Source organism: Bacillus sp. USDA818B3_A, assembly GCF_009928415.1.
Taxonomy (GTDB): domain Bacteria; phylum Bacillota; class Bacilli; order Bacillales; family Cytobacillaceae; genus Neobacillus.
The window spans coordinates 128,154-150,996 of record NZ_JAABNN010000010.1 but is presented as its reverse complement, the minus strand read 5'-3'; the positions used below and the strand labels follow the sequence as shown (position 1 = coordinate 150,996).

22 protein-coding genes and 1 riboswitch are annotated in these 22,843 nt (G+C 40.3%); of the genes, 9 read left to right on the top strand and 13 right to left on the bottom strand.

The features are described from left to right. Positions 1-404 precede the first annotated feature (404 nt). The 4 genes from GXK58_RS16960 to GXK58_RS16945 form a co-directional block, all read right to left on the bottom strand. Positions 405-1,790 (bottom strand): sensor histidine kinase, encoded by a 1,386-nt coding sequence (locus GXK58_RS16960; protein ID WP_237389702.1) that lies wholly within the window; start codon positions 1,788-1,790, stop codon positions 405-407. Beyond that, a complete protein-coding gene (locus GXK58_RS16955) occupies positions 1,780-2,454 on the bottom strand; it encodes a response regulator transcription factor (RefSeq protein WP_160724348.1) in 675 nt (224 codons plus the stop codon). The genes GXK58_RS16960 and GXK58_RS16955 overlap by 11 nt, the downstream gene beginning before the upstream one ends. Positions 2,455-2,564: 110 nt before the next feature. Further along, complete coding sequence (locus tag GXK58_RS16950; RefSeq protein ID WP_160724347.1) at positions 2,565-3,104, bottom strand: PepSY-associated TM helix domain-containing protein; 540 nt, start codon at positions 3,102-3,104, stop codon at positions 2,565-2,567. Positions 3,105-3,130: 26 nt separating this feature from the next. Beyond that, entirely contained in the window at positions 3,131-4,078 is a 948-nt protein-coding gene (locus GXK58_RS16945; RefSeq protein WP_160724346.1) for an efflux RND transporter periplasmic adaptor subunit, read from the bottom strand. A gap of 244 nt (positions 4,079-4,322) precedes the next feature. Between GXK58_RS16945 and GXK58_RS16940 the strand changes: the two genes are divergently transcribed. The 4 genes from GXK58_RS16940 to GXK58_RS16925 all read left to right on the top strand — a co-directional run bounded on the left by GXK58_RS16940 (position 4,323) and on the right by GXK58_RS16925 (position 8,813). After that, the gene (locus GXK58_RS16940; protein WP_160724345.1) at positions 4,323-5,015 is read left to right on the top strand and encodes a response regulator transcription factor; all 693 of its coding nucleotides are present in this window, start codon (positions 4,323-4,325) and stop codon (positions 5,013-5,015) included. After that, entirely contained in the window at positions 5,012-6,016 is a 1,005-nt protein-coding gene (locus tag GXK58_RS16935; protein ID WP_160724344.1) for a sensor histidine kinase, read from the top strand. The genes GXK58_RS16940 and GXK58_RS16935 overlap by 4 nt, the downstream gene beginning before the upstream one ends. A gap of 99 nt (positions 6,017-6,115) precedes the next feature. Next, positions 6,116-6,877, top strand: a complete 762-nt coding sequence (locus GXK58_RS16930; protein ID WP_160724343.1) for an ABC transporter ATP-binding protein — start codon at positions 6,116-6,118, stop codon at positions 6,875-6,877. Beyond that, positions 6,867-8,813, top strand: a complete 1,947-nt coding sequence (locus tag GXK58_RS16925) for an FtsX-like permease family protein (RefSeq protein ID WP_160724342.1) — start codon at positions 6,867-6,869, stop codon at positions 8,811-8,813. The genes GXK58_RS16930 and GXK58_RS16925 overlap by 11 nt, the downstream gene beginning before the upstream one ends. Before the next feature lie 84 nt (positions 8,814-8,897). Here the strand turns inward: GXK58_RS16925 and queF are convergent, their stop codons facing one another. Then, on the bottom strand, positions 8,898-9,398 hold the full coding sequence (gene queF, locus GXK58_RS16920) for a preQ(1) synthase (protein WP_160724341.1): 501 nt from the start codon (positions 9,396-9,398) through the stop codon (positions 8,898-8,900). Between the two features lie 135 nt (positions 9,399-9,533). After that, positions 9,534-9,580, bottom strand: a riboswitch (PreQ1 riboswitch). Between the two features lie 120 nt (positions 9,581-9,700). Next, positions 9,701-10,069: a winged helix-turn-helix transcriptional regulator gene (locus GXK58_RS16915; protein WP_160724340.1), complete on the bottom strand. Its 369-nt coding sequence runs from the start codon at positions 10,067-10,069 to the stop codon at positions 9,701-9,703. A 209-nt stretch (positions 10,070-10,278) separates the two neighbouring features. Here GXK58_RS16915 and GXK58_RS16910 point away from each other — a divergent pair, with 209 nt between their 5' ends. Together GXK58_RS16910 and GXK58_RS16905 are read left to right on the top strand one after the other, a co-directional pair. Continuing rightward, complete coding sequence (locus GXK58_RS16910) at positions 10,279-11,493, top strand: MFS transporter (protein ID WP_160724339.1); 1,215 nt, start codon at positions 10,279-10,281, stop codon at positions 11,491-11,493. A gap of 80 nt (positions 11,494-11,573) precedes the next feature. Further along, positions 11,574-12,419: an aldo/keto reductase gene (locus tag GXK58_RS16905; protein WP_160724338.1), complete on the top strand. Its 846-nt coding sequence runs from the start codon at positions 11,574-11,576 to the stop codon at positions 12,417-12,419. A gap of 108 nt (positions 12,420-12,527) precedes the next feature. On the opposite strand, the gene GXK58_RS16900 is transcribed toward GXK58_RS16905, so the two are convergent. After that, entirely contained in the window at positions 12,528-13,889 is a 1,362-nt protein-coding gene (locus GXK58_RS16900; protein ID WP_160724337.1) for an FAD-binding oxidoreductase, read from the bottom strand. 112 nt (positions 13,890-14,001) lie between these two features. Beyond that, entirely contained in the window at positions 14,002-16,188 is a 2,187-nt protein-coding gene (locus tag GXK58_RS16895; protein ID WP_160724336.1) for an alpha-galactosidase, read from the bottom strand. A gap of 158 nt (positions 16,189-16,346) precedes the next feature. Between GXK58_RS16895 and GXK58_RS16890 the strand changes: the two genes are divergently transcribed. After that, positions 16,347-16,955, top strand: a complete 609-nt coding sequence (locus tag GXK58_RS16890; protein ID WP_160724335.1) for a DedA family protein — start codon at positions 16,347-16,349, stop codon at positions 16,953-16,955. 35 nt (positions 16,956-16,990) lie between these two features. Here GXK58_RS16890 and GXK58_RS16885 read toward each other — a convergent pair whose 3' ends face one another. Both GXK58_RS16885 and GXK58_RS16880 read right to left on the bottom strand, forming a co-directional pair. Beyond that, a complete protein-coding gene (locus tag GXK58_RS16885; RefSeq protein WP_160724334.1) occupies positions 16,991-17,731 on the bottom strand; it encodes a TPM domain-containing protein in 741 nt (246 codons plus the stop codon). Next, on the bottom strand, positions 17,731-18,246 hold the full coding sequence (locus tag GXK58_RS16880; RefSeq protein WP_442862483.1) for a LemA family protein: 516 nt from the start codon (positions 18,244-18,246) through the stop codon (positions 17,731-17,733). The genes GXK58_RS16885 and GXK58_RS16880 overlap by 1 nt, the downstream gene beginning before the upstream one ends. A 387-nt stretch (positions 18,247-18,633) precedes the next feature. Here GXK58_RS16880 and GXK58_RS16875 point away from each other — a divergent pair, with 387 nt between their 5' ends. Beyond that, complete coding sequence (locus GXK58_RS16875; RefSeq protein WP_160724332.1) at positions 18,634-18,915, top strand: YggT family protein; 282 nt, start codon at positions 18,634-18,636, stop codon at positions 18,913-18,915. An 85-nt stretch (positions 18,916-19,000) separates the two neighbouring features. On the opposite strand, the gene GXK58_RS16870 is transcribed toward GXK58_RS16875, so the two are convergent. Next, a complete protein-coding gene (locus GXK58_RS16870) occupies positions 19,001-19,756 on the bottom strand; it encodes an NRDE family protein (RefSeq protein WP_160724331.1) in 756 nt (251 codons plus the stop codon). Positions 19,757-19,974: 218 nt separating this feature from the next. On the opposite strand from GXK58_RS16870, the gene GXK58_RS16865 reads away from it, so the two are divergent. Then, complete coding sequence (locus GXK58_RS16865) at positions 19,975-20,205, top strand: hypothetical protein (protein WP_160724330.1); 231 nt, start codon at positions 19,975-19,977, stop codon at positions 20,203-20,205. A 64-nt stretch (positions 20,206-20,269) separates the two neighbouring features. Here GXK58_RS16865 and GXK58_RS16860 read toward each other — a convergent pair whose 3' ends face one another. Continuing rightward, a complete protein-coding gene (locus GXK58_RS16860; RefSeq protein WP_160724329.1) occupies positions 20,270-21,118 on the bottom strand; it encodes a VOC family protein in 849 nt (282 codons plus the stop codon). A 210-nt stretch (positions 21,119-21,328) separates the two neighbouring features. Beyond that, a complete protein-coding gene (locus GXK58_RS16855; RefSeq protein ID WP_160724328.1) occupies positions 21,329-22,711 on the bottom strand; it encodes an L-cystine transporter in 1,383 nt (460 codons plus the stop codon). Between the last annotated feature and the right edge of the window lie 132 nt (positions 22,712-22,843).

Genomic DNA, 22,843 nt, shown 5'->3' with positions numbered 1-22,843 from the left:
GCCAGCGTTCGTCCTGAGCCAGGATCAAACTCTCCAAGAAAGTTGATTAGCTCATAAATTTACGTTGGCTCATGTTTTTCTTTATATAATAGAAGAAACACGATCAATTATTGTTTTGTTGACGTTTTTGTTTGTTTAGTTTTCAAAGAGCAATTTACTGCTGACAAGAAATTATTATATCACCTTGTTGATTAGGATGTCAATTATTATTTTAAAATAATTTTTCGCAACCGCTCAACGAGATTTAATATTATCAGAATCACTCGATTCCGTCAACATCAAATTATTACTTTTTCTAATAAGTAAGATTATCTTTTAAACATCTCCCTCATCAGGATTACTATATTACTATCTTAATCCAATGAAGTCAACCTCTAATAAGAATTTTTTTAAAAAAGCCTGATTTACGAGATGTAATCAGGCAGCTTAACGATAAATGTACTTCCTTTTCCTAATTCACTTGTTACTTGAATTGTTCCTTTATGCGTGTCTACAATCCATTTCGCAATAGAAAGACCTAATCCATGGCCTCCTATTTGACGGGAGCGGGATTTATCAGCACGATAAAAGCGCTCAAAGATTTTGTGATAATCCTCTTTCTTTATCCCAATCCCAGTATCTTCGACTACGATCCTAACTTCGCGATTATCTTTAAAAAGATTAAGTTTTACTTCGCCAGCATTAGGTGTATATTTTATGGCATTATCTAATAGGATATAAATCAACTGGGATATCCTCTGAGGATCTCCCAGTACTGTTATAGAAGCAGGTGCAGCTAATTCAAGCTGAATTTGTTTCGAAAATGCAATTGGATTTAAAGACTCAATTGCTTTTGCAGCCAGCAGACTTAGATCAAAAACTTCTGTTTTCAGCTCAATTGTATTCGAATCAGATCGGGCCAGGGTTAAAAGATCACTTACTAGGTTCGTCATCCGTTTAACTTCCTCTCTCATGTTGGACAACAGCTTCCCTGCCATTTCATCTTTTTCGATTGTCATATCCATTGCATCAACAGAAGATAGTAATACACTTAGAGGTGTTCTTAATTCATGGGATGCATCTCCAACAAATTCCCGCTGCCTTGTAAATGCCGCTCTAATCGGAACCATGGCTCGTTTAGACATCCGCAAGCTTATATAGATGGCTACTCCAACAAAAACGATTCCAAGCCCAATTAGAATAACTAATACCCAGTGAAATAACTTGTAAGCAAATGAGATGTCTTTTCCTATATATAATTGGCCTATATATTGACCCTTATAATAAACTTCATCGCTGGCAATCATCATATGAATATCTTGGTTTTCATCTGGCGCCTGGAATTCTTCCCTTCCTTTTCTTATATTTTGGCCCGTTCGGATAATCTCTTTTTGAATTTCCTCGTGATTAGACATATTTTTGTTCAAAAGGGAAAGTAATTCCGGACGCAGGCGAGGATTCGCCTCACTGCCAATGACCACTTCCCCGTTCGTATTGATAACATAATAAAAGGATTGATCAACACCGGCAAAGATTACCTCTTGATCTTGGATACCTCTAAGATCACTTTTACTATTTTTCTCCAATAGCTTTTCAATGTATCCTGCTTCTTGTGAGACTAAAGTTTTCAGTTCCTTTTCCTGTGTATTCAGGATGACAAAATATAGAACCAAATAAACAATTAGGATAAATAGGATAAGAAAGAGCATCAGAAGTCCGCTAAAGTTTCGGGTCAGCCGATTCTGTGTATTTTTAAAAACATCCCTGTCGTTGAAAAGAATGCCTAAAAATGAAGAGAAATTATGTTTCAAATTTATATCCCACCCCTCTGATGCTTTGAAGTTTGTCTTGCTTATTAATTAACGATAATTTTTTTCGAATTAATTTTACCGTTGCATCAATTGTTTTCATTGTCACATCCGTGTCAAGACCCCAGACGCGCTCGTAAATCAGTTCACGCGGCAGGACTTGTCCTTTATTTTGCACTAGAAAATCAAATAATTGAAATTCACGGGGACTGAACTGGATTTCTGTCTCTTCCAATCGGACCATATGGCTTGCACGATTTAAGACCAATTCGTCGATCTTCGTCTCCTCTTCTACAATTGGTGCAAAATTGCGGCGTGACAGGGCACGCAATCTGGCGAATAGTTCATCAAACTCAAATGGTTTCACAAGATAATCATCTGCTCCGGAATCAAGTCCTTGTATTCTGTCTTGGACCGCGTCCTTAGCCGTCAGCATTAAGATTGCCCCTGAATAGCCTTGCTTTCTCAATCTCTTGCAGATATCCACTCCATCACTATTTGGCATCATCCAATCCATGATGATCACATCATAGTGGGCAGATGTTGCATAATAGAAGGCATCTTCTCCTTCTTTGACCCATTCTACGTTACAATTGCCTTTCTTTTTTAACATATAAACTATTAATTCGCCAAGGCGAAGATCATCTTCTGCTAATAGAACATTCATCTTTCATATGCTCCTTTATTTTTACATTTATTTATATTTTAAGGAGCTAGTCTTAAGTTTGTCTTAACGAAAAACGCCGTCCATTTTTGGACGGCGCTCTTGTTATCAGTTTATGCAATTGCTCTTTCCTTTTTTAACTTCTTTCTTTTTCTATCTGCTTTAAGAACCTTTATGGATAGAAAGATACCTGATCCAGTTAAGAAAATCATTGCAATTGCTGTTAGGTCTATTAACCAAGTGATATCAGTGGAGCCAATTTTCCCTTCGTGCAGCCCTCTAACAATACCCATAAATGAGCCTGATTGTGAACCTTCACCGCCAATGCTGCCTCTTCCTCCAAAAGCAGGTGCTTGGCCATTTGAAGTAGTGCTATTAGATTGCGATGTTGTACCAGATTGAGCCATTGTACCAGATTGGGAAGCTGTACCTGATTGAGATGTTTGACCAGTTGATTGATTTGAATCGGTAGTTGTTGTACTTTGGCTCTGTTGCGGCGGCATCATGCCTTGCTTAAAATTGCCGCCTCCTTCGGTCTGTGCCTGGCCGATCAGCCATGGTTCGTTCATAATCAAGCCTGTAATTGATTCCATTAGAATAAATATTGAACAAATTAATCCAATCCATAAGTGTGCTTGTCTTGTTTTTTTCATGTTTTAGTCTCCTTTAATAATTAATTTTAATTACCTGTTTTTCCGCTTGGTGCTCCTTGTCCTCCGCTCGGCGGCATTCCTCCGCCTTGCATTCCACCCATGCCTCCCATCATCCCGCCTTGCTGACTTGTGGATGAACTATTTGAGGATACCTCTGGCAGCTGAACGGTTTGACCTTCGGTTACTCCCTTGGTGATTTCAACATATTCATCTGTTTCTATACCTGTTGTCACTGTTTGTTGACTAGTAGTTCCAGAACTATCAGTTATAATCACATATTTTTCATCATTGTTTGTATAAATACCATCTACAGGAACATATAACGCATCTGTCTTACTAGCTGTTAAAATAGTGGCTGATGTACTCATGCCTACTTTTAAGTTGGTTGGTTTTTCAATATGAATGGTGACATTAAAGGTGGATGATCCACTTTCTGATGAGCCCTCTTCTGCGACAGCCGTTACTTTTCCTGTATAGGTTGCGTCAGGATAGGCACTAACTGTTAATGTTACCGTTTGATTCACTTTTACTTTAGGGATGTCTAATTCGTCTACCGCTACAACAGTTTGTAAATTACTGTAATTGGTAATATGGGCAACGACACTTCCCTTATTAATCCGATCGCCTGAAGCAACCGAAACAGAAGTAATGGTTCCAGCAGTTGTCGCTGTAATAGGGTCGCTGTCATCTGTAAAGGTGACTAACTCATCTCCTTCACTCACTTCGTCCCCTGCAGAAACTAAAACCTCATCAATCTCGTTATTATCCTCTGTTGCTTTAACATCCTGTGTTACTACCGGTTCAACGGTTCCCGAGCCGCTAATCGTTACTTCTAATTTCCCTTTTTGTACCGCAGCCGTTCGAACCTGTGTCGTATCAGTTGTGCTTGCTTCACTATTTTTTGTGTGAAACCATTGATAGCCGACATACCCGACAACTAGTACACTGATCACTATCCAAATCCACTTTTTCATTTATCTAGACTCCTTCTATCATGGAGCAGTCCGGACCAGCTCCAAGTATTTTTTTAATTCATGAGCCTATTATCATGTCCCTCCCTTAACTTATCCTTAAAAAATTTAAAAAAGTGACAGGCACCAAAAAGTGAGTTTGGAAGGTGTGAATGTTGTTAATGGTGACAGGCACCATTTATAGCACGGAAAAAGGATATATTATACAATTGGTGTTAGATATGTAATTGATTGGGTGGTGGGTCTTGTGTTTAAGATTTTATTGATTGAGGATGATGAAATTCTTTTTAATGAAATAAAGGAGCGGCTGACAGGGTGGTCTTATGATGTTTATGGGATTAGTGATTTCAGCTATGTGATGCAGGAATTTACGGATATTAGACCGGATTTGGTGATTATTGATATTCAGCTTCCTAAATTTGACGGCTTTCACTGGTGCCGTATGATTCGTTCCCATTCCAATGTTCCGATTTTATTTCTGTCTTCTAGGGACCACCCGACAGATGTGGTCATGTCGATGCAGCTGGGGGCAGATGACTTCATCCAAAAGCCCTTTCATTTTGAGGTGCTGATTGCCAAAATCCAAGCGATTCTTCGGCGCGTCTATAATTATAATCATGAGCAGATTACCCTTAAAACCTGGATGGATGCAACGATTGATAGTGAGAAAAGCATTGTCAGCACTACTGACGGTACGGTGGAACTCACAAAAAATGAAATGTTTATATTAACAAAGCTTCTTCAACAAAAGAACAAAATCGTGAGCAGAGAAAAATTGATAAAAAGCCTTTGGGAAGATGAGCGTTTTGTCAGCGATAATACACTAACGGTCAATGTCAATCGGCTGAGAAGGAAGCTGGACGAGCTCAACTTAGGGCAATTTATCGAAACAAAGGTTGGACAAGGATACTTGGCTATTGAAGAGGTTCAGACAAAATGATTAAAATTTTCCTAAAAGAGAGAAGAAGCTGGATTGTACTTTTCATCGTTTTACAGCTCCTTGTTCTTCTAACTGGCTATATCGATTCTGCCATCCCCTTAACATCATTGCTCTATATTGTTTTTTTATCTGCGATTATTTTTGTCATCTTTTTATGCTTTCGCTTCCATACAGAAACAAAATTCTACGCTGAATTAACAGGCTGGGAGAATAATCTAGATCTAACTAATATGACCGAGGCAGTGAGTCCTTTTGAAAAAATTGTTGAGCAAAGTATTGTGAACCAGACAGAACTGCTAAAGCGGACAATCTCGAATAATTTACTCACTGTCGAGCAGGAAAAAGATGAACTTTTATCCTGGATTCATGAAGTCAAAACACCCATGACTGCGATGCATTTAATGATTGACCGTTTAGAAGAAGGAAGCTTAAAGTCGCAGTTAGCCCATGAATGGCTGCGAATTCACTTGCTGCTGGATTCACAGCTTCATCAAAAACGCCTGCCCTTCATGGAAAATGATTTATTCATTGAAGAGATTTCTTTAAAAACCTTACTTTTTAAAGAAATTAAAACGCTGCAAACCTGGTGTATGCAAAAAGGGATAGGCTTTGAAGTAGAATTAGAGGCACATTCTGTCTTAACAGATGCCAAGTGGCTGGCATTTATCATCCGTCAGTTGTTAACGAATGCTGTGAAATATAGCGAGGCCGGTGATATTATTATCAGGAGTTTCATGGAGGATGGCAGAACGAAACTGATGATAGAGGATTTTGGGCGAGGTATTGACCCCAAAGATCTGCCAAGGATTTTTGATAAAGGCTTTACTTCAACAACTGTACACCACGACAACACCTCTACAGGCATGGGGTTATACTTAACTGAAAGAATCGCCAAGTCCTTATTGATCCACGTTGATGTCATGTCAGAACTCGGTGTCGGGAGCAGATTTTTGTTAACCTTTCCTCGAAAAAATGAATTCGGTGCAATTTCAGGCATGTGACGAAAATGTCACATGCTTTGCTGTTTTGTTCGTTTAATCGAAGGATTGATCAATCGGATGCTTTTATAATTAAGGTATCGAATGAAGGAGGGTGTTTATATGACTATATTAACTGCTACTAAAATTCATAAGAGCTACGGGAATAAGTTTAATAAACAGGAAGTCTTAAAAGGGATTGATATTAAGGTTGAAAAAGGAGAGTTCGTGAGTATTATGGGGGCCTCTGGATCCGGAAAAACCACGCTTCTCAATGTACTTTCTTCAATCGATAAAGTCAGCGGCGGAACAATTACGATTGAAGGAAACAAGATGACCGCGATGAAAGAAAAGCAGCTTGCTGAGTTTCGCAAGCGGCACCTGGGGTTTATTTTCCAGGATTATAACCTCCTTGATACCTTAACAGTGAAGGAAAATATTTTGCTTCCACTCTCAATAACTAAGGTTTCAAAAAGAGAGGCCGATGAAAGGTTTAAGCAAGTCGCAGCCGAACTAGGGATATTCGAGATTAAGGATAAATATCCGAATGAAATTTCCGGCGGGCAAAAACAGCGTACTTCTGCTGCACGTGCGTTCATTCATGAACCAAGTATCATTTTTGCGGATGAGCCAACTGGTGCACTCGATTCTAAATCAGCTTCAGACCTTTTAAATAAACTGAGTAATTTAAATCAAATCAGGACTGCAACGATAGTGATGGTCACACATGATCCAGTAGCGGCCAGCTTCAGCGGCAGAGTCATTTTTATAAAAGATGGACAGATTTATACCCAGTTAAATAAAGGGGAACAATCCCGGCAGGAATTTTTTAAGGATATAATGAGAACTCAAGGTGTACTAGGCGGTGTACCTTATGAGCGTTAATCAGCTTATCCTTCGTAACTTAAGAAAGAATTTAAAAAACTATTATCTCTATGTGTTTGCGCTTATTTTTAGTGTTGCCCTTTATTTTGCCTTTGTCACGCTGCAATATGACCCGGCGATGAATGACACAAAAGATTCAATTAAAGGAGCAGCCGCACTTCGAGCCGCAAGTATTCTCCTTGTAGCAATTGTTTCGATATTTTTGCTGTATGCCAATTCCATCTTTATTAAACGGCGAAGCAAAGAAATCGGTTTATTTCAATTAATCGGGATGACAAAACATCGGATTTTCAACATTCTCAGTGCTGAAAATTTTATTCTCTACTTTGGTTCTTTGGCGGCAGGAATCTTTATCGGTTTTTCTGTCTCAAGATTCATTATCATGGTTTTATTTAAAGTTACCGGGATAAATGCGATTGCCCGATTACATTTTTCATCGCAGGCGCTGGCGCAGACTTTGATTGTTTTTGGTGCCATCTATGTTTTGATAATGCTGATGAATTATCTATTTATTAAAAGGCAAAGCATCCTTTCCCTTTTTAGGGTAGTTTCATCGACGGAAGAGAAAATTAAAAAGATGTCTGTTCTGGAAATCGTGATGGGGATCTTAGGATTGCTAGCGATTATTTCCGGTTACTATATATCTTCAAAGTTATTCAGCGGTGATTTTATCACGATGACGGAACTGTTTTTGGCGATGATTTATATTTTAGGATCTGTAATTATAGGTACCTACTTGTTTTATAAAGGATCCGTTAGTTTTATTTTTAATATGATTCGCAGGAAGAAAGATGGCTATTTAACCATTAATCAGGTGTTATCCTTGTCATCGATTATGTTTCGGATGAAATCGAATGCCCTATTACTGACGGTTATTACCACGTTGTCCGCCTTGGCGATTGGATTGCTGTCGTTGAGCTATATCTCCTATTATTCCGCTGAAAAAATGGCTAAAAGTCAAACTGCAGGAGATTTTGCAATCACTAATGCAAACGATGCTGCTAGATTCGAAGATGCGTTGGGCAGGGAGGATATTGGTTTTGCAGAAAAGAGAATCGAGGTTCTCCAGGTTTCTGCTAATCTAAAGAACATTATGGATACAAACCTTGAAGGTGCAATGGTCGACCCTAGCGCTCTCCCTCTTCCGATGATCAGTGAAGAGAACGTGGAAAATATCGATGTGGGAGCGGACGAAACTATTTTTACAGGCTATAATGATATCCTTCAAAAGCTTATGAATTTAAAGGATACCGGTCTGGTTGAATTAAAAGGACAAACCGAAACGATTTCGCTCCGTTATTTAGAGTTAAGAAAGGATTTTGTGGTTTCTGGTTATTTTACGAACGGCGGACAGCCGATTGCGATTGTGGACGAATCCGTATTTAAACGCTTAAAGCAGGATATAAATCCTGCTATTCAAAAGAAGACCTCTCTTTTTGTTGGTTTTACATTGAAGGATGAGAATCAAATTAAGAAGGCCAATCAGGTCTATAAAGATTTGTCCTTTGATAACAATGACTTGAATTCATCTCGTTTGGAAATAAGTAATAAACAGAAAAAAACGATGGGACTTATTATGTTTATTGTTGGCTTTCTGGGTCTTACCTTTTTAATTACCTCAGGCTGCATTCTGTATTTTAAACAAATGGGAGAGAGTGAGGAGGAAAAGCCGAACTATACCATTTTACGGAAACTCGGTTTTACTGAGGGAGATTTACTAAAGGGGATTCAAACGAAACAATTGTTTAACTTTGGAATTCCGTTAGTGGTGGGGCTGCTTCACAGCTATTTCGCCGTCCAGTCCGGCTGGTTTCTATTCGGAACCGAAGTATGGACCCCGATGATCCTGGTCATGGTCCTCTATACCGGCCTCTACTCCATCTTCGGAATCCTCTCCGTTCTCTATTACAAAAAAGTGATCCATGGATCACTTTAATTGAAGTGTTAATGTTATCAATGGTGACAGGTACCAAAAAGCAGCCATTCTTCAATGGCTGCTTTCGGTATATTCCATGCGATATTAACGATTATCTATTTTTTCTGGGTAGAGGTCATGATTCATTAAGCGGTAGTTTGCCATTTCCTCATATTTTGTGCCAGGTTTTCCATAGTTGCACCATGGGTCAATGGAGATTCCGCCGCGTGGCGTGAATTTGCCCCATACTTCAATGTAGCGCGGGTCTAGTAATTTGATTAGATCGTTCATGATAATATTCACGCAGTCCTCATGGAAATCGCCATGATTTCTAAAACTGAACAAATATAATTTTAATGATTTACTCTCTACTATTTTTTTATCTGGAACATAAGAAATGTACATAGTTGCAAAATCCGGCTGACGTGTCAGCGGGCACAGACTAGTAAACTCCGGACAATTAAACTTCACAAAATAATCTCGTTCTGGATGAAGATTATCAACTGCCTCCAAAACTTCAGGTGCATATTCAAATGAATAGGTAGTTCCTTGATTACCTAATAAAGTTAAATCCTTCAAACCTTCTTCATGGCTGCGGCCAGACATAAAAAAACCCCCTGTAAAAATGTGTTCCCACACTTTTTTTAAGATAGTTACAGCTGAGCATCCTGGAGTTCCTATGAAAACCTAGGGATAAAAAACAAAAAGCCACGTCCTGTATGGACATGGCATTAAAGTCATGTATCCATAGTTTTTTATAGAGGGTATCAGCTATGAACCTCTCCCGTTTTAAGTACGGGTATTCTCAACTTCTTAATAATAGTGAAAGAGCTCGAAAACGTCAAACAGAAAATTTAGGCAAAAATATAATTCACACAAGGAAAATCTTGTTCCCCAATGGTTTTTGCCTACTTTAACGGCTCATTTAATACATTCTCATCTAAGACTGAAAGATCCCCGTATACTCTGGTAATATGGTTTGCTCCCCATGTACATAGGGAATCTAATATACCTTGCAAGCTCTGGCCATATTCACTTAGCTCATACTCTACCTTGGGAGGTACTTGATTATATACAATCCTGTTAATCACGCCATCTTCTTCTAATTCTCTTAACTGTTGAGTTAACATCTTTTGGGTAATATCAGGCATCAGCCTTTTTAGCTCACTCGTTCGTTTCTTGCCATGTGTTAAATGACAGAGAATCACACATTTCCACTTTCCCCCGATCACCTCTAATGTCGCTTCAACCGATATATTGTATTTCCTTCTTTTCATATTTCTTATCCTCCGTTTTTATAGGTACTAAAAGGTACCTATCACACTTTTTGGTGTCTATATTACTTTAAAGTGCGTTCTTTTCCTTTTTACTCATATATCCCATAATAACATTTGCCGGTTGAAATATCCCATTTCAGATCATTTTTAGTTTTGCTTTAAGCAAGCCTTTCATTCAATAGAAACCATTTTTAGGAGGAGATAAACAAATGACTATAGAGAAAAAAAGAGTTACTTACGCTCTTTTGGCATTAGCAGTAAGTGCGTTTGCGATCGGAACCACTGAATTTATCAGTGTAGGGCTTCTGCCTCTCATTTCACAAGATTTGCAAATACCCGTTACAACAGCCGGATTAACTGTCTCTTTATATGCGTTAGGTGTAACATTTGGAGCGCCCATCCTAACCTCACTAACCTCAAGGATGTCAAGAAAAGCCTTGTTACTTTGGATCATGGTAATTTTTATTATCGGGAATGGGTTAGCAGCAAGCAGCAATAGCATAGGGGTATTACTTGCCGCTCGTGTGATCTCAGCCTTTTCCCATGGAGTGTTTATGTCGATCGGGTCAACGATTGCTGCAGATTTAGTACCAGAGAACCGAAGGGCTAGCGCCATAGCAATCATGTTTTCTGGCTTGACGATTGCAACCGTTACAGGGGTACCGTTTGGTACTTTCATTGGCCAGCAATTCGGCTGGCGGATGGCATTTATTATCATTATCGTGGTTGGAATAATCGCCTTTCTCGCAAACAGTATCCTTGTTCCAGCTAATTTACGTAAAGGGGTACCGGCAAAATTTAGCGATCAGATAAAATTGATAACCAACGGCCGGTTATTGCTGTTATTTATTATTACTGCACTCGGATACGGAGGTACGTTTGTGGTCTTTACATACCTATCCCCCATTTTGCAGGATATAACAGGATTTAAGGAAGGCACCGTTGCTGTCATTTTACTTGTTTATGGGATTGCGATTGCCATTGGGAATACCATTGGAGGAAAGCTGTCTAATAAAAACCCTATTAAGGCACTATTTTATATGTTTATTGTTCAAGCGGTTATTTTATTTATTCTGCAATTTACAGCTCCGTTTAAGGCTGCCGGATTAATAACCATTTTCTTCATGGGATTATTGGCTTTTATGAATGTTCCTGGATTACAAGTATACGTGGTTATGCTAGCAGAACGGTTTGTGCCTGCTGCGGTTGATGTCGCCTCGGCTATTAATATTGCCGCCTTTAATGCCGGCATTGCAATTGGTTCCTATTTGGGCGGAGTCATTACCGATTCCATCGGATTAATCCATACTACTTGGATTGGAGCATTAATGGTCCTAGCAGCTGTCCTGCTTACGGGCTGGAGCTGGAAACTTGAGAGCAAGGATCATGCGGAAGCTGAAAATAAAGATTTAAAAGTTAGTTAGTATTCTATTTGTTAGGGAGCGGGGGAAAATAGAATTCTCCCTCCTCTTCATGAAAAAATAAATTTGGAGGATGATTATTAATGGTTAACAACCACTTACAAGATACAACAACACTTTATAATGGAGTAAAAATGCCTTGGCTTGGGCTTGGGGTATTTAAAGTAGAAGAAGGGCCTGAACTCGTTAATGCAGTTAAATTCGCCATTAAGCATGGTTACCGGAGTATTGATACAGCAGCAATCTATGGAAATGAAGAAGGTGTAGGGAGAGCCATCATAGAAGGGATTCGAGAAGCCGGCATTACTAGGGAAGATCTTTTTGTCACCTCTAAGGTTTGGAACAGTGACTTAGGATACGAAGAAACACTTAAAGCATATGAAATTAGCTTGCAGAAGCTAGGTTTGGATTATATAGATTTATACCTTATTCATTGGCCTGTTGAAGGAAAATATAAAGAGGCATGGCGTGCGCTGGAAACCCTCTATAAAGAAGGCAGAGTAAAGGCAATCGGAGTAAGCAACTTCCAAGTCCATCATCTAGAGAATCTAATGACAAATGCCGAGATCAAGCCAATGATCAATCAGGTAGAATACCATCCTCGGTTAACCCAGGAAGAAGTTCGCACCTTTTGCAAGGAGCATGGAATCCAGTTGGAAGCTTGGTCGCCATTAATGCAAGGGCAACTATTAGACCAGCCCATTATTCAAGACATTGCTAATAAGTATAACAAGTCAACCGCACAAGTTATTCTGCGATGGGACCTGCAAAACGGTGTCGTTACAATACCCAAATCAACAAAAGAACATCGCATCATTGAAAACGCGGACCTGTTTGACTTTGAATTAACCAAAGCAGAAATGGACCAACTAAACAAACTAAACCAGAACCTGCGCGTCGGCCCCGACCCAGATAACTTCGATTTCTAAACCCTAAACAACATAGCAGGGTTGGAAATGGTGCCTGTCACCATTTCCAACCCTTTCATTATGTTAAACTTTATAACCAATCTGTTGTTTGAAGAAAATGCCTCGCCTTTAGAATATTTTCCCCGGGTTTAGGATGTTTTTGGGATCGAGGTTGTTTTTGATCATTTCCATGATTGGGATCAGGTCTCCGTGTTCTTCCTGGAGGAAGGCCTTCTTACCAATGCCTATTCCATGTTCCCCGGTGCATGTTCCCCCTTTTGATAGAGCATAGGAAACAATTTGGTGATGAACTTCTTCAACCACTTCTAACTCTTCTTCACTGTTTGGATCGATCGGTAAACAAGCATGGTAATTGCCATCGCCAACATGACCTAAAACAGCTCCCTCTAAGCTATATTTCTCAATCACTTCCCTTGTCTGCCTTAAAGCCCCAGCCAGTTCCGATAACGGAACGCATACATCAGTAAACATTAAGAGCTTCCCAGGATTGGCAGCCTGAATCGCAAATGCGGCATGGTGCCTTGCCTCCCATAACTGCGCCCTCTTTAACGAGTCATTCTCAAATTCAAAAGAAATACATTCCTCCTCCTTTAAGATTTCCTGCATCATCTCAACACTATATGTAACTTCCGGTTCATTTCCGCTAAACTCTAGGAAAAGAGTTGGTTCCTCTCTATAGTCGGTACTCTTAAACTTATTAACTGCTTGAATCGTTTTCTCATCCACCAGCTCTATTTTCCCGATGGCAAGACCCGCATTTAAGAGAATTGCTGCGGCAATTCCGGCAGCCTCAATAGAAGGAAACACAGCTTTCACAGCAGACGTTACCTCCGGAATCCCCCGCAGCTTTAACGTTATTTCTGTAAATATCCCGAGTGTCCCTTCGGAGCCTACAAACAAACCTGTTAGATTGTAGCCCGCTGAAGATTTAAACGATTTCCCTCCTGGATGAATGATCGACCCATCTGCTAAAACTACCTCTAATCCAAGGACCTGATCCCTCATCACTCCGTATTTTACGCTGTTTGTACCACTGGCGTTCGTGGCAGCCATCCCCCCTATCGAGGCATCAGCCCCAGGATCCGTTGGGAAAAATAAGCCATATTTTTTCAGAGCCTGATTCAGTTGATTTCTTGTTACTCCTGGCTGCACCGTCACTTGAAGGTCTTCAGGCCGTATGGACAAAATTTGATTCATCAATTGAAAGTTTAGACTAATTCCGCCTTCGGCCGGTATGATATGCCCTTCTAAGCTGGTTCCCGCCCCATACGGTACGAGGGGAATACCATGCTCACTAGCGAATTGGGCAAGTTTGCTTATTTCTTCTTTTGTTCTAGGAAACACGACCGCATCCGGACTTGACGGTTTATGATAGGCCTCCCCTTTACCGTGCTGTTCTAAAATAGTTTCATTAATTGAAACCCGCTCGTGATCCCCGATAATAGCTAACAATTCCTCATAAAGATTCATCCTAAAAACTCCCTCCAAAACCATGTCGCTGGTAATCTATCTTATTAATCATTTTAATCCTTAAGGGAGTTAATTTACAGAAGATATTAAAATTTCACTCATCTTCAATAAATCAACAACTCTCAAAATAATAGATTCTTGAAAAAAAGTCTTTCTTAATTAAAGGCAGAGTCAGTCCAATTTTCATCAGCTCATCCCCATAAAAGACCCGATCATCATACTTTAATTTGTAATTCAGCTTTGGATTCAGACCCCTTAATTTTAACCGTAAAAATGGCGGATTCGGTTTAGCCAGCGTCTTATAATAAAAAACAACAGCCTGCTCCTGATTGTGATTCACATACATCAAAGCCGTATCCTCACCTTCAAAGGGACTTAACAGCCGAAACAAATCACCAAACAGAACAATCTCCTTTATCTGATGGTAAAACTGAATCTCCTGTTTGATTAATTCCTTCTCCTCCCTGCTTAATTTATCGATATTTGATTCAAAGCCCAGATTGGCCGCCATGGCAACATGACACCTCATCTGTAACGATGTCGACCTTCCCACCTGATGATTCGGAACATCCGATACATGGGCCCCCATGCTGATGGCCGGATAAACCAGACTTGTTCCAAATTGGATTTTCAATCTTTCTGCGGCATCCGTATTATCGCTCGTCCAAGTTTGCGGCATATAAAAAAGCATCCCTAGGTCAAATCGGCCGCCCCCGCCTGAGCAGCTTTCAAACAATATCTCCGGAAAGCGTTTTGTTAAGACTTCCAAAACACGGTACAACCCCAGCATATAACGATGCGCTGTCTCCTTCTGTCTTTTGGCAGGCAATGCCGCGGAACCCACCTCTGTCATATTCCGGTTCATATCCCATTTCACATAAGAAATCGGGGCACTTTGAAAAAGATTGGTGAGCGTATCAATCAGCCATTCACACACATCTTCCCTGCTTAAATCTAAGACAAGCTGATTCCTCGAAAGTGTCCGATTTCTCCCCGCTACATGCAGACACCAATCAGGATGCTTTCGGTACAAATCGCTATCAGGCGAAACCATTTCCGGTTCCACCCACAATCCAAATTTCATCCCCCTATCATTCAAATAACCCCCTAATCCGTGTAATCCATGCGGCAGTTTTTTTCTGTTGACGATCCAATCCCCAAGCGAGCTCTTATCATCGTCTCGATGGCCAAACCAGCCATCATCCAGTACAAACAGTTCGATTCCAAGTCCCTTTGCCGCATTAGCAATTTCTTTTAATTTGTTTTCAGTAAACCGAAAATAGGTAGCTTCCCAATCATTGATGAGAATCGGCCGTGTTTGATCCCGATACACTCCGCGGGACACCCGGCTTCGAATGACTTTATGGAAAACTCTCGACATCCCTCCTAGCCCCTCTGACGAATAAACCATCAGCACTTCAGGTGTTTGAAAAGTCTCCCCCGGTTCCAACCGCCAGGAAAAATTAAACGGATTAATCCCCATGCTGATTCGGGTCGTCTCAAATGGGTCTGTCTCAATGGACGCCAAGAAATTCCCGCTGTAAACCAAACTGATCCCGTAAACATCTCCATACTCTTCGGTTGCATCTTTTGATAATAAGGCTAAAAAGGGATTATGCTGGTGACTGCTTGCCCCCCGTGAAGAAGAAATGGATTGAACACCATGGGTCAGGGGTCTTCGTTCGATATGCCGCTCCCGTGCCCATGTTCCTTGCAGATGCAGCCAGTCCCAATTTGAGTCATGAAAATCGAGCGACATGCTCATACATTTTTGTATATCCACCGCTCCGCTTCCTAAGTTTTCAAAGAAGACTGACCTAGTGATGACATCAAAATCCCGATAAATCGTGTAATATAAGTTCAGCCCAACTCCGAGAAATGAATCTACCAAAGTTATTAATAGGGTATCTGCTTCCTCGTCATCTTCAACATAGGCCATCGGCAAGCCTTTTAAAGACGGCTTTCCTTTTAAAATTTGATAGGAATCATAGACAAATTCCGTGACCGTCGTTCCGTCAGGACACTGAAACTGATAAGCTGGCGTTCGGAAATCCCCATTTCCAAAAGCCGGATATTCCTGCGGAAGTGTATCCAGTGAAAATCGAGGGTCTGTTGGTTCGTTAGCCGGCGAAAACGCTCTACCTTTAAATGATAATATTTCTGAAGGCTGAAGCACCTGAACCTGACTGCCCCAATGCAAATGAGCTAAATACTTCCCATGAACCAGTTGAATCATATAACTGATTTTCCCATTATATAAATGAAACACTCGATCTTCTTCATTCCATTCAATTGGCATATCCACACCCTCCAATAAGACATTTATTAATCTATATTCAGGGCTTAAGTGGAAAATGGTGACAGGCACCACATAAAAATTGAAATTTTTGTAGATACTATTTAGTAGATACTATGTGGCAGCGGATTTTTTATAAATGATTATAGGATGTGCAGTGGATGGAGTATTTAAATCAACTTCTCGACCATTTCGGCTATCTAGGGATCATTTGTGCTTTAATTGGGGGAATCATTGGCTTGCCAATCCCTGATGAGGTTCTTCTTACTTATGTAGGCTATAATGTTTTTGCAGGTAAATTAGCGTACCTGCCGTCACTCTTATGCGCCTACTTGGGGGCAAGCTGCGGAATCACACTGAGCTTTATATTAGGCATCACGCTTGGAGCGCCATTTTTACATAAGTTTGGACCCAAACTGCATATCAGCGAAGTAAAAATCAAACGGACGAAAAAACTATTCAATAAATTTGGACCATTCCTTTTAGTCTTCGGCTTTTTTATTCCTGGAGTTCGGCATATTACCGCCTATCTCGCAGGCATAAATAATTACTCTTATAAAAAATTTGCCTTGTTCGCTTATCTAGGTTCCATCCTGTGGTGTTTTACCTTTATCACTATAGGAAGAATCCTTGGCGGCAACTGGACCATTGTTGCAACCTATATTTCCAGGTATAGCATTTACCTTATTGTCCTCTTCCTGGCAGGTATCCTTATTTTCTATACTTATAAAAGAAAAAGAAAAGTTCTGCAAAATACATCTTATGATTGAAAAAGATGCTCTTAACCTAAAGAGCATCTTTTTTGCTACCAGCCTCTGCTTGCACCGCCGCCGCCAGAGGAGCCGCCCCCACCGCCGCGGGACCCACCTCCTCCGCCTCTGCCGCCGCCTCGTGACAGAATGGATAGAAGGAAATAAGTCAAGGTGCCTCCGAAAAATTTAAAGTCTAAAACTACCACAACAAGAACAATGATGATGAGAAGCCACGAAGGAATTCCTATCCCTTCATCCTGCGGTACTGTCTTTTGGCCGTCACCACCGTTATATTCGGCAAGGACCTCATTGGCCAGTGCTTTATATGTTCCCATAACGGCCTGGTTCGGCTGGTTATTTTTCAAATAAGGAATAGCATATTGATCTAAGATTCGGCCGGCTTTAGCATCTGGAATTCTTCCCTCGAGACCGTAACCTACCTCAATCCTGATTTTGTGTTCCTTCATTGCTAAAACTAGGAGGACCCCATTGTCCTCTTTCTTACTGCCAATCCCATATTGGCGGAATGCCTCATTTGCATATTCTTCTATGGGTCGGTCGCCAATAGTTTGGACGGTCAACACAGCCACTTGAGCGGTTGTTCGGTCTTCAAGGTTCCTGCCTATATTAATTAGTTCTGTTTTTTCTGTTTCATTTAGGACATGGGCCGTATCTTGTACATAGATATCACCGGCTGGAGCAGGTATTTGGACATCCTCAGCAAGTGCATGGGCTGTACACAGTAGTACAGTGGTAAACACTAACAGAAAGCTGAAGATATTTTTGGCTCTCATTACCCGTTGCCTCCAAAGTCAACTTTTGGTGCTTCTTGTGCATTAGGGGCTGCTTTAAAATATTCCTTTTGATCAAACCCGCCGATTCCTGCAATAATTGAGCCCGGAAATCTTTTCACTTTTTTATTAAATATTGCTACTTGTTCATTATAATCTTTGCGGGCGACAGCAATTCTGTTTTCTGTTCCAGCCAATTCGTCCATTAGCTGGGTAAATTGCTGGTCAGCCTTCAGATTGGGGTAATTCTCAACGACAACTAGCAAACGGCTAAGTGCTCCTGATAATTGATCGTTAGCTGCAGCTTCTTCTTCGGGGGTATTTGCTCCGGCAAGCTGTGCACGTGCATCCGAGATAGAGGCAATAACTTCTTTTTCATGAGCAGCATAGCCTTTTACCGTACTCACTAAGTTTGGAATTAAATCGAGCCTTCGTTGGAGTTGATTTTCGATTTGAGCATGAGATTGATTTACGTCTTCTTCTAAATTGACAAAGCTGTTATAGCTGGACATGAACATTAGTCCTAAAATGACAATGATCCCAACTACGATTCCTATTCCCAGCCAACTTTTTTTCAATCTAATCACGTCCTTTCTCACCTAAAGTATATCTAGCACTTTGTGAATAAATTCCCTTTTTAAAATAGAATAAAACTTACCTTACATTTATTAATCATACGTTTGTTTAGTTTATTATTTTGACCCAATAATTGTTGAATTAACAGCGCTTAAGCCATTTAATTAAACGATTGATTAGTTTTGTTGTTCAACTAACTAATCGTTTGATTAGTTTTTAATTATAGGGCTAGCTGTGTTTAAATAGTAGAACCTAGGTATTTTTTGAAACCTTTAGTGGACATTACCGTATATATACTTAAATAAACTTAAAAAGAAGGAAGATTTATATTGGGATCTTATATTTTACTAATTGGACAATATGCTTTTGATGCCTATTATTGGTTAATCCTAATTTCAATTTTTGGCTCATGGTTCCCTCAATTCCAGTCTTCAAAGATTGGATTATGGATTTCGAAGGTCGTTGAACCTTATCTTGGCTTCTTTAGGCGGTTCATCCCCCCGCTAGGGCCTATTGATGTTTCACCAATTGTTGCTTTATTCGTTTTTAGATATCTATCAGGATTTGCTTTAGAAGGGTTACGGCAATCATTGAATGTCATTGGGGTATAATGATAAAGAACCAAGTGAGGACTCATGTCGAGATTGTCCTCACTTGGTTTTTTCATTTATTAATCGTTCAATCAGTTGAAATAACTTATAGTTCAATAGTATGTCTCTTTTCGTCCACACCTTCCTTGGTAAAAATGCGTTCAATATATTGAATTTGGCTCTCTGACATTAACATAACTGTTGAGCTCCTCGTTCCATAATCCTTACTAGTAATAAACAAGGGGGAAAGCATCCGTTCCCAGTCTAAAGAGACCCCCGTACTTGGAAGCTTCTCGTCTGGGACAGGATCGGTGTTTTGCAGGAGTAGAAACAGTTCTTCTGCCAGCCCTTCCTTTTTGCCGTCAATAATATCCGATATCCCGCTCTTTCCCTTTTCTACCTTCGGCCAGCTGCTATTTAATAAATGGTTGCTGACACCATATATCCCTGGCTCTAACTTTTCCAGCCTTTGGCCAACATTTGAGTAATAATATAATGCATGCAAATCCCCTGACACTAAGTTATAGCCAGGATATAAATGCTTATGGGTCTCTAAATTATTCATATAATCTTCTATGTTTCCTTTATATTTCAGTGCATCTGCGACTAACTCGCCCCGTGAACGTTTTCCGTCGGTTAGCTCTTTTGGATCGCGGTAATTCGTCAATGCGGCAAAACGGCCGCTGGAAGTAACACCCATCCAAGTTCCCATCTTCTCTAAATCCCGTCCAGCGAGAATTTCGGGGCAATCCTCCCAAAAATGGGCAGGTGCAGTCGGCCGCTGATAAAACTCATCACGATTAGCAGCAACAATAAGCTTATATTTCTCATGAACATGATAAGCAAATAAAATCAAACACATGACCCTCACTACCTTTGCAATAAAAAAAATGGATACACATAGAGAGTAACCAGCACTATATTATTATTCTGCCCCTTCTTAGTAAAAACCTCTTCAACCAGTGACAGGCACCAAAATTAAGCTCCGCGTAGTAATAATGGTGACAGGCACCGAATGATTTTATAGGTTTGGGAAGAAAATAATGATGTTTAAAGGATGAATAGGGGGGCTGTTTTATTATGTCAGAGTTAGAGCCAATTGAGTATGAGACGGGCACTGCGATTCGCGATTATGATATTATCCAAATTACCCAAAATGAAAATGGTTATGAAGTCTTGCTGGATGTGAATTTAGACAGCGGCTATGCCTTAGCTAGAACAAAGTTGGAAATTACTCATGAAGATTTACAGGGATATGAAACCAACCAGATCGAAGAAGGCATAAAATACGCTTTGGGCTTTTTCTCATAAGAGATTAATTAGATTCAAAATAAAATATCCCCGCTCTGTATCCTAAGAGCGGGGATATTCTCCTTTATCCTACTGTTAAGCGGATTTGATTTCCTGCAGGATCATTTGTAAGATAGTCGTTTTCTTCCTTTTTTAAAGGTGCACCAATCTGCTTAAGCTGCTCGATGACTTTTTCTCTTGCTGAATCAGCAGGAAAGACAAGGGTAAACCAATTCAAACCGATACTATTTTGGGGTGGTGCCTGCGCACCTGCTCCCTGCCAAGTATTAATAGCCACATGATGATGATAACCGCCAGTAGACAGAAAGACAGCTTGTGGATAGTAACTCACGACATCAAAACCAAGACCTTTTGTATAGAAATCTTTCGCTTTCTCTAGATCGCCAACATGGAGATGGATATGCCCCATAACCGTGCCAGATGGAAGTCCCGTCCATTCTGAACTGCTTGCTGCTAGAATTCCTTCTGCATCCACTTCTTCAGTGGCCATATCAACTAATCCGTTTTTCCACGTCCATTCACTTGAGGGACGATCCTGGTAAACTTCGATTCCGTTACCGTCTGGATCATTCAGATACAATGCCTCACTAACATAATGGTCCCCTGCTCCAAGTGGATAGCCAGTTTCGATGATGTGCCGCAGAAAGGCTCCTAAGTCCGCACGGGAAGGCAGTAAAATCGCAAAATGATATAATCCTGAAGTCCGTTCCGGCTTAGGAATTACTCCAACAGGTTCTTCAAGAATGACTAAAGGGGATTTCCCATCAGCAGTTAAAACAGCTCTCCGTTCGTTTCGGTCCAGTACTCTAAGGCCAATTATTTGTTGATAAAACGTAACGGAGTAATCTAAATTTTTCACTTTTATATTAACCAGACCTACATAAGTATTCGGGCTTTGGTGGAATTTATCCATTTCATCCCTTCCTTTCCATTCAATCTGCTTATAATTGCTTATTAATATCATTTAAAAAGACCTAAATTATTATTCTGCTGCTTATATTTCCACCTCCACAGTGTAACACAGGATTGTCTTGAATTCAATTATTTTTATTTCGAGATAATTGAAATAAAAGAATGGTGACAGGCACCAAAAAAGGATAACGCATGGTGCCTGTCACCATTTTTATGCTTCTATTATATCAGGCTGCTTGTAGGCAGTTTCGTCAAATTCTCCTGTTGCTTTGCTTGTGAGGACACCTGCTGTCATTGCCCCGCTTACATTTAAAGCGGTCCGGCCCATATCTATTAGAGGCTCAACAGATATGAGCAAGCCGACGATTGCTATCGGAAGGTTCATGACCGATAAAACAATTAAGGCTGCAAACGTTGCTCCGCCCCCTACACCCGCAACACCAAATGAACTTATGGCGACAACAAGAATCAACATCACAATAAAAGAAAGGCTTGTTGGGTCAACCCCTGCACTCGGAGCAACCATCACCGCTAACATAGCTGGATAGATTCCTGCACACCCATTTTGGCCGATTGTTAAACCGAAGGAACCGGCAAAATTCGCTATTCCTTCCGAGACACCCAGATCTTTATTTTGTGTTTTAATCGTCATTGGCAGCGTTCCCGCACTGGTACGTGAAGTGAAAGCAAAGGTCAAGGTAGGAAGTGCCTTCTTTACATATCTGTAAGGATTTAATTTGGCAAAAGCTAAAAGAAGCAAATGCACAACAAACATAATGACAAGTGCCACATAAGAGGCAATCACAAACTTCCCTAGTTTCGCAATCGCTTCATAATCACTTGTGGCGGTTACTTTAGTAATAATCGCTAGTATTCCATACGGGGTAAGGCGGAGAATGAGTGTGACGACCCTCATAATGATTGAATAAATAGTATCAATGATTTTAGCGAAAAACTCAGCATGCCCAGGATCTTTCCGTTTCACCCCAAGATAGGCAATCCCGATAAAGGCAGCAAAAATAACCACACCAATCGTAGAAGTTGCCCGCGCCCCAGTTAAATCTTGAAAAGGATTACTAGGCACTAATTCAAGAATTTGCTGTGGAAGGGTCATATTATCAACACTCGCAGCCCTTTCCGTTAATTGCTCATTTCGTACCTTTTCAGCCTCCCCCTCGTTCAGATGGATGCCATCAAGACCAAATCCCAGTGCTGAGCCTATTCCAATTGCAGCTGAGACCGCCGTCGTCCCAAGTAAGATGGCAATTACAAGAAAACTAACTTTACCAATATTTTTAGTTAATTTGAGCTTTGTAAATGCCCCAACAATAGAAATGAAGACAAGCGGCATCACAACCATCTGGAGCAATTTTATATAACCCACACCAACAACATTGAACCAATCAATCGATTTTGTGGTTACTTCATGGGTCGTTCCGTAAATCAAATGAAGAATATAACCAAAAATAATACCTAACCCTAAAGCACTAAAAACACGTTTTGAAAACGACACATGCTTTTTCTGCATGACAAATAAACCAAACATGAGCAATAGTAAGACAGCGATATTAATAATAATCAGAACTGTATTCATCGTATTCCTCCCCTGTTTCCTTATAGAAAATCAACATTCCTATCAGTAAACTTAGAAATACACAATCTGAACCTGCAGCATTTACCTATACCGTTTATCAAACGTTTGATAATAAATAAATATGCCAAGTTC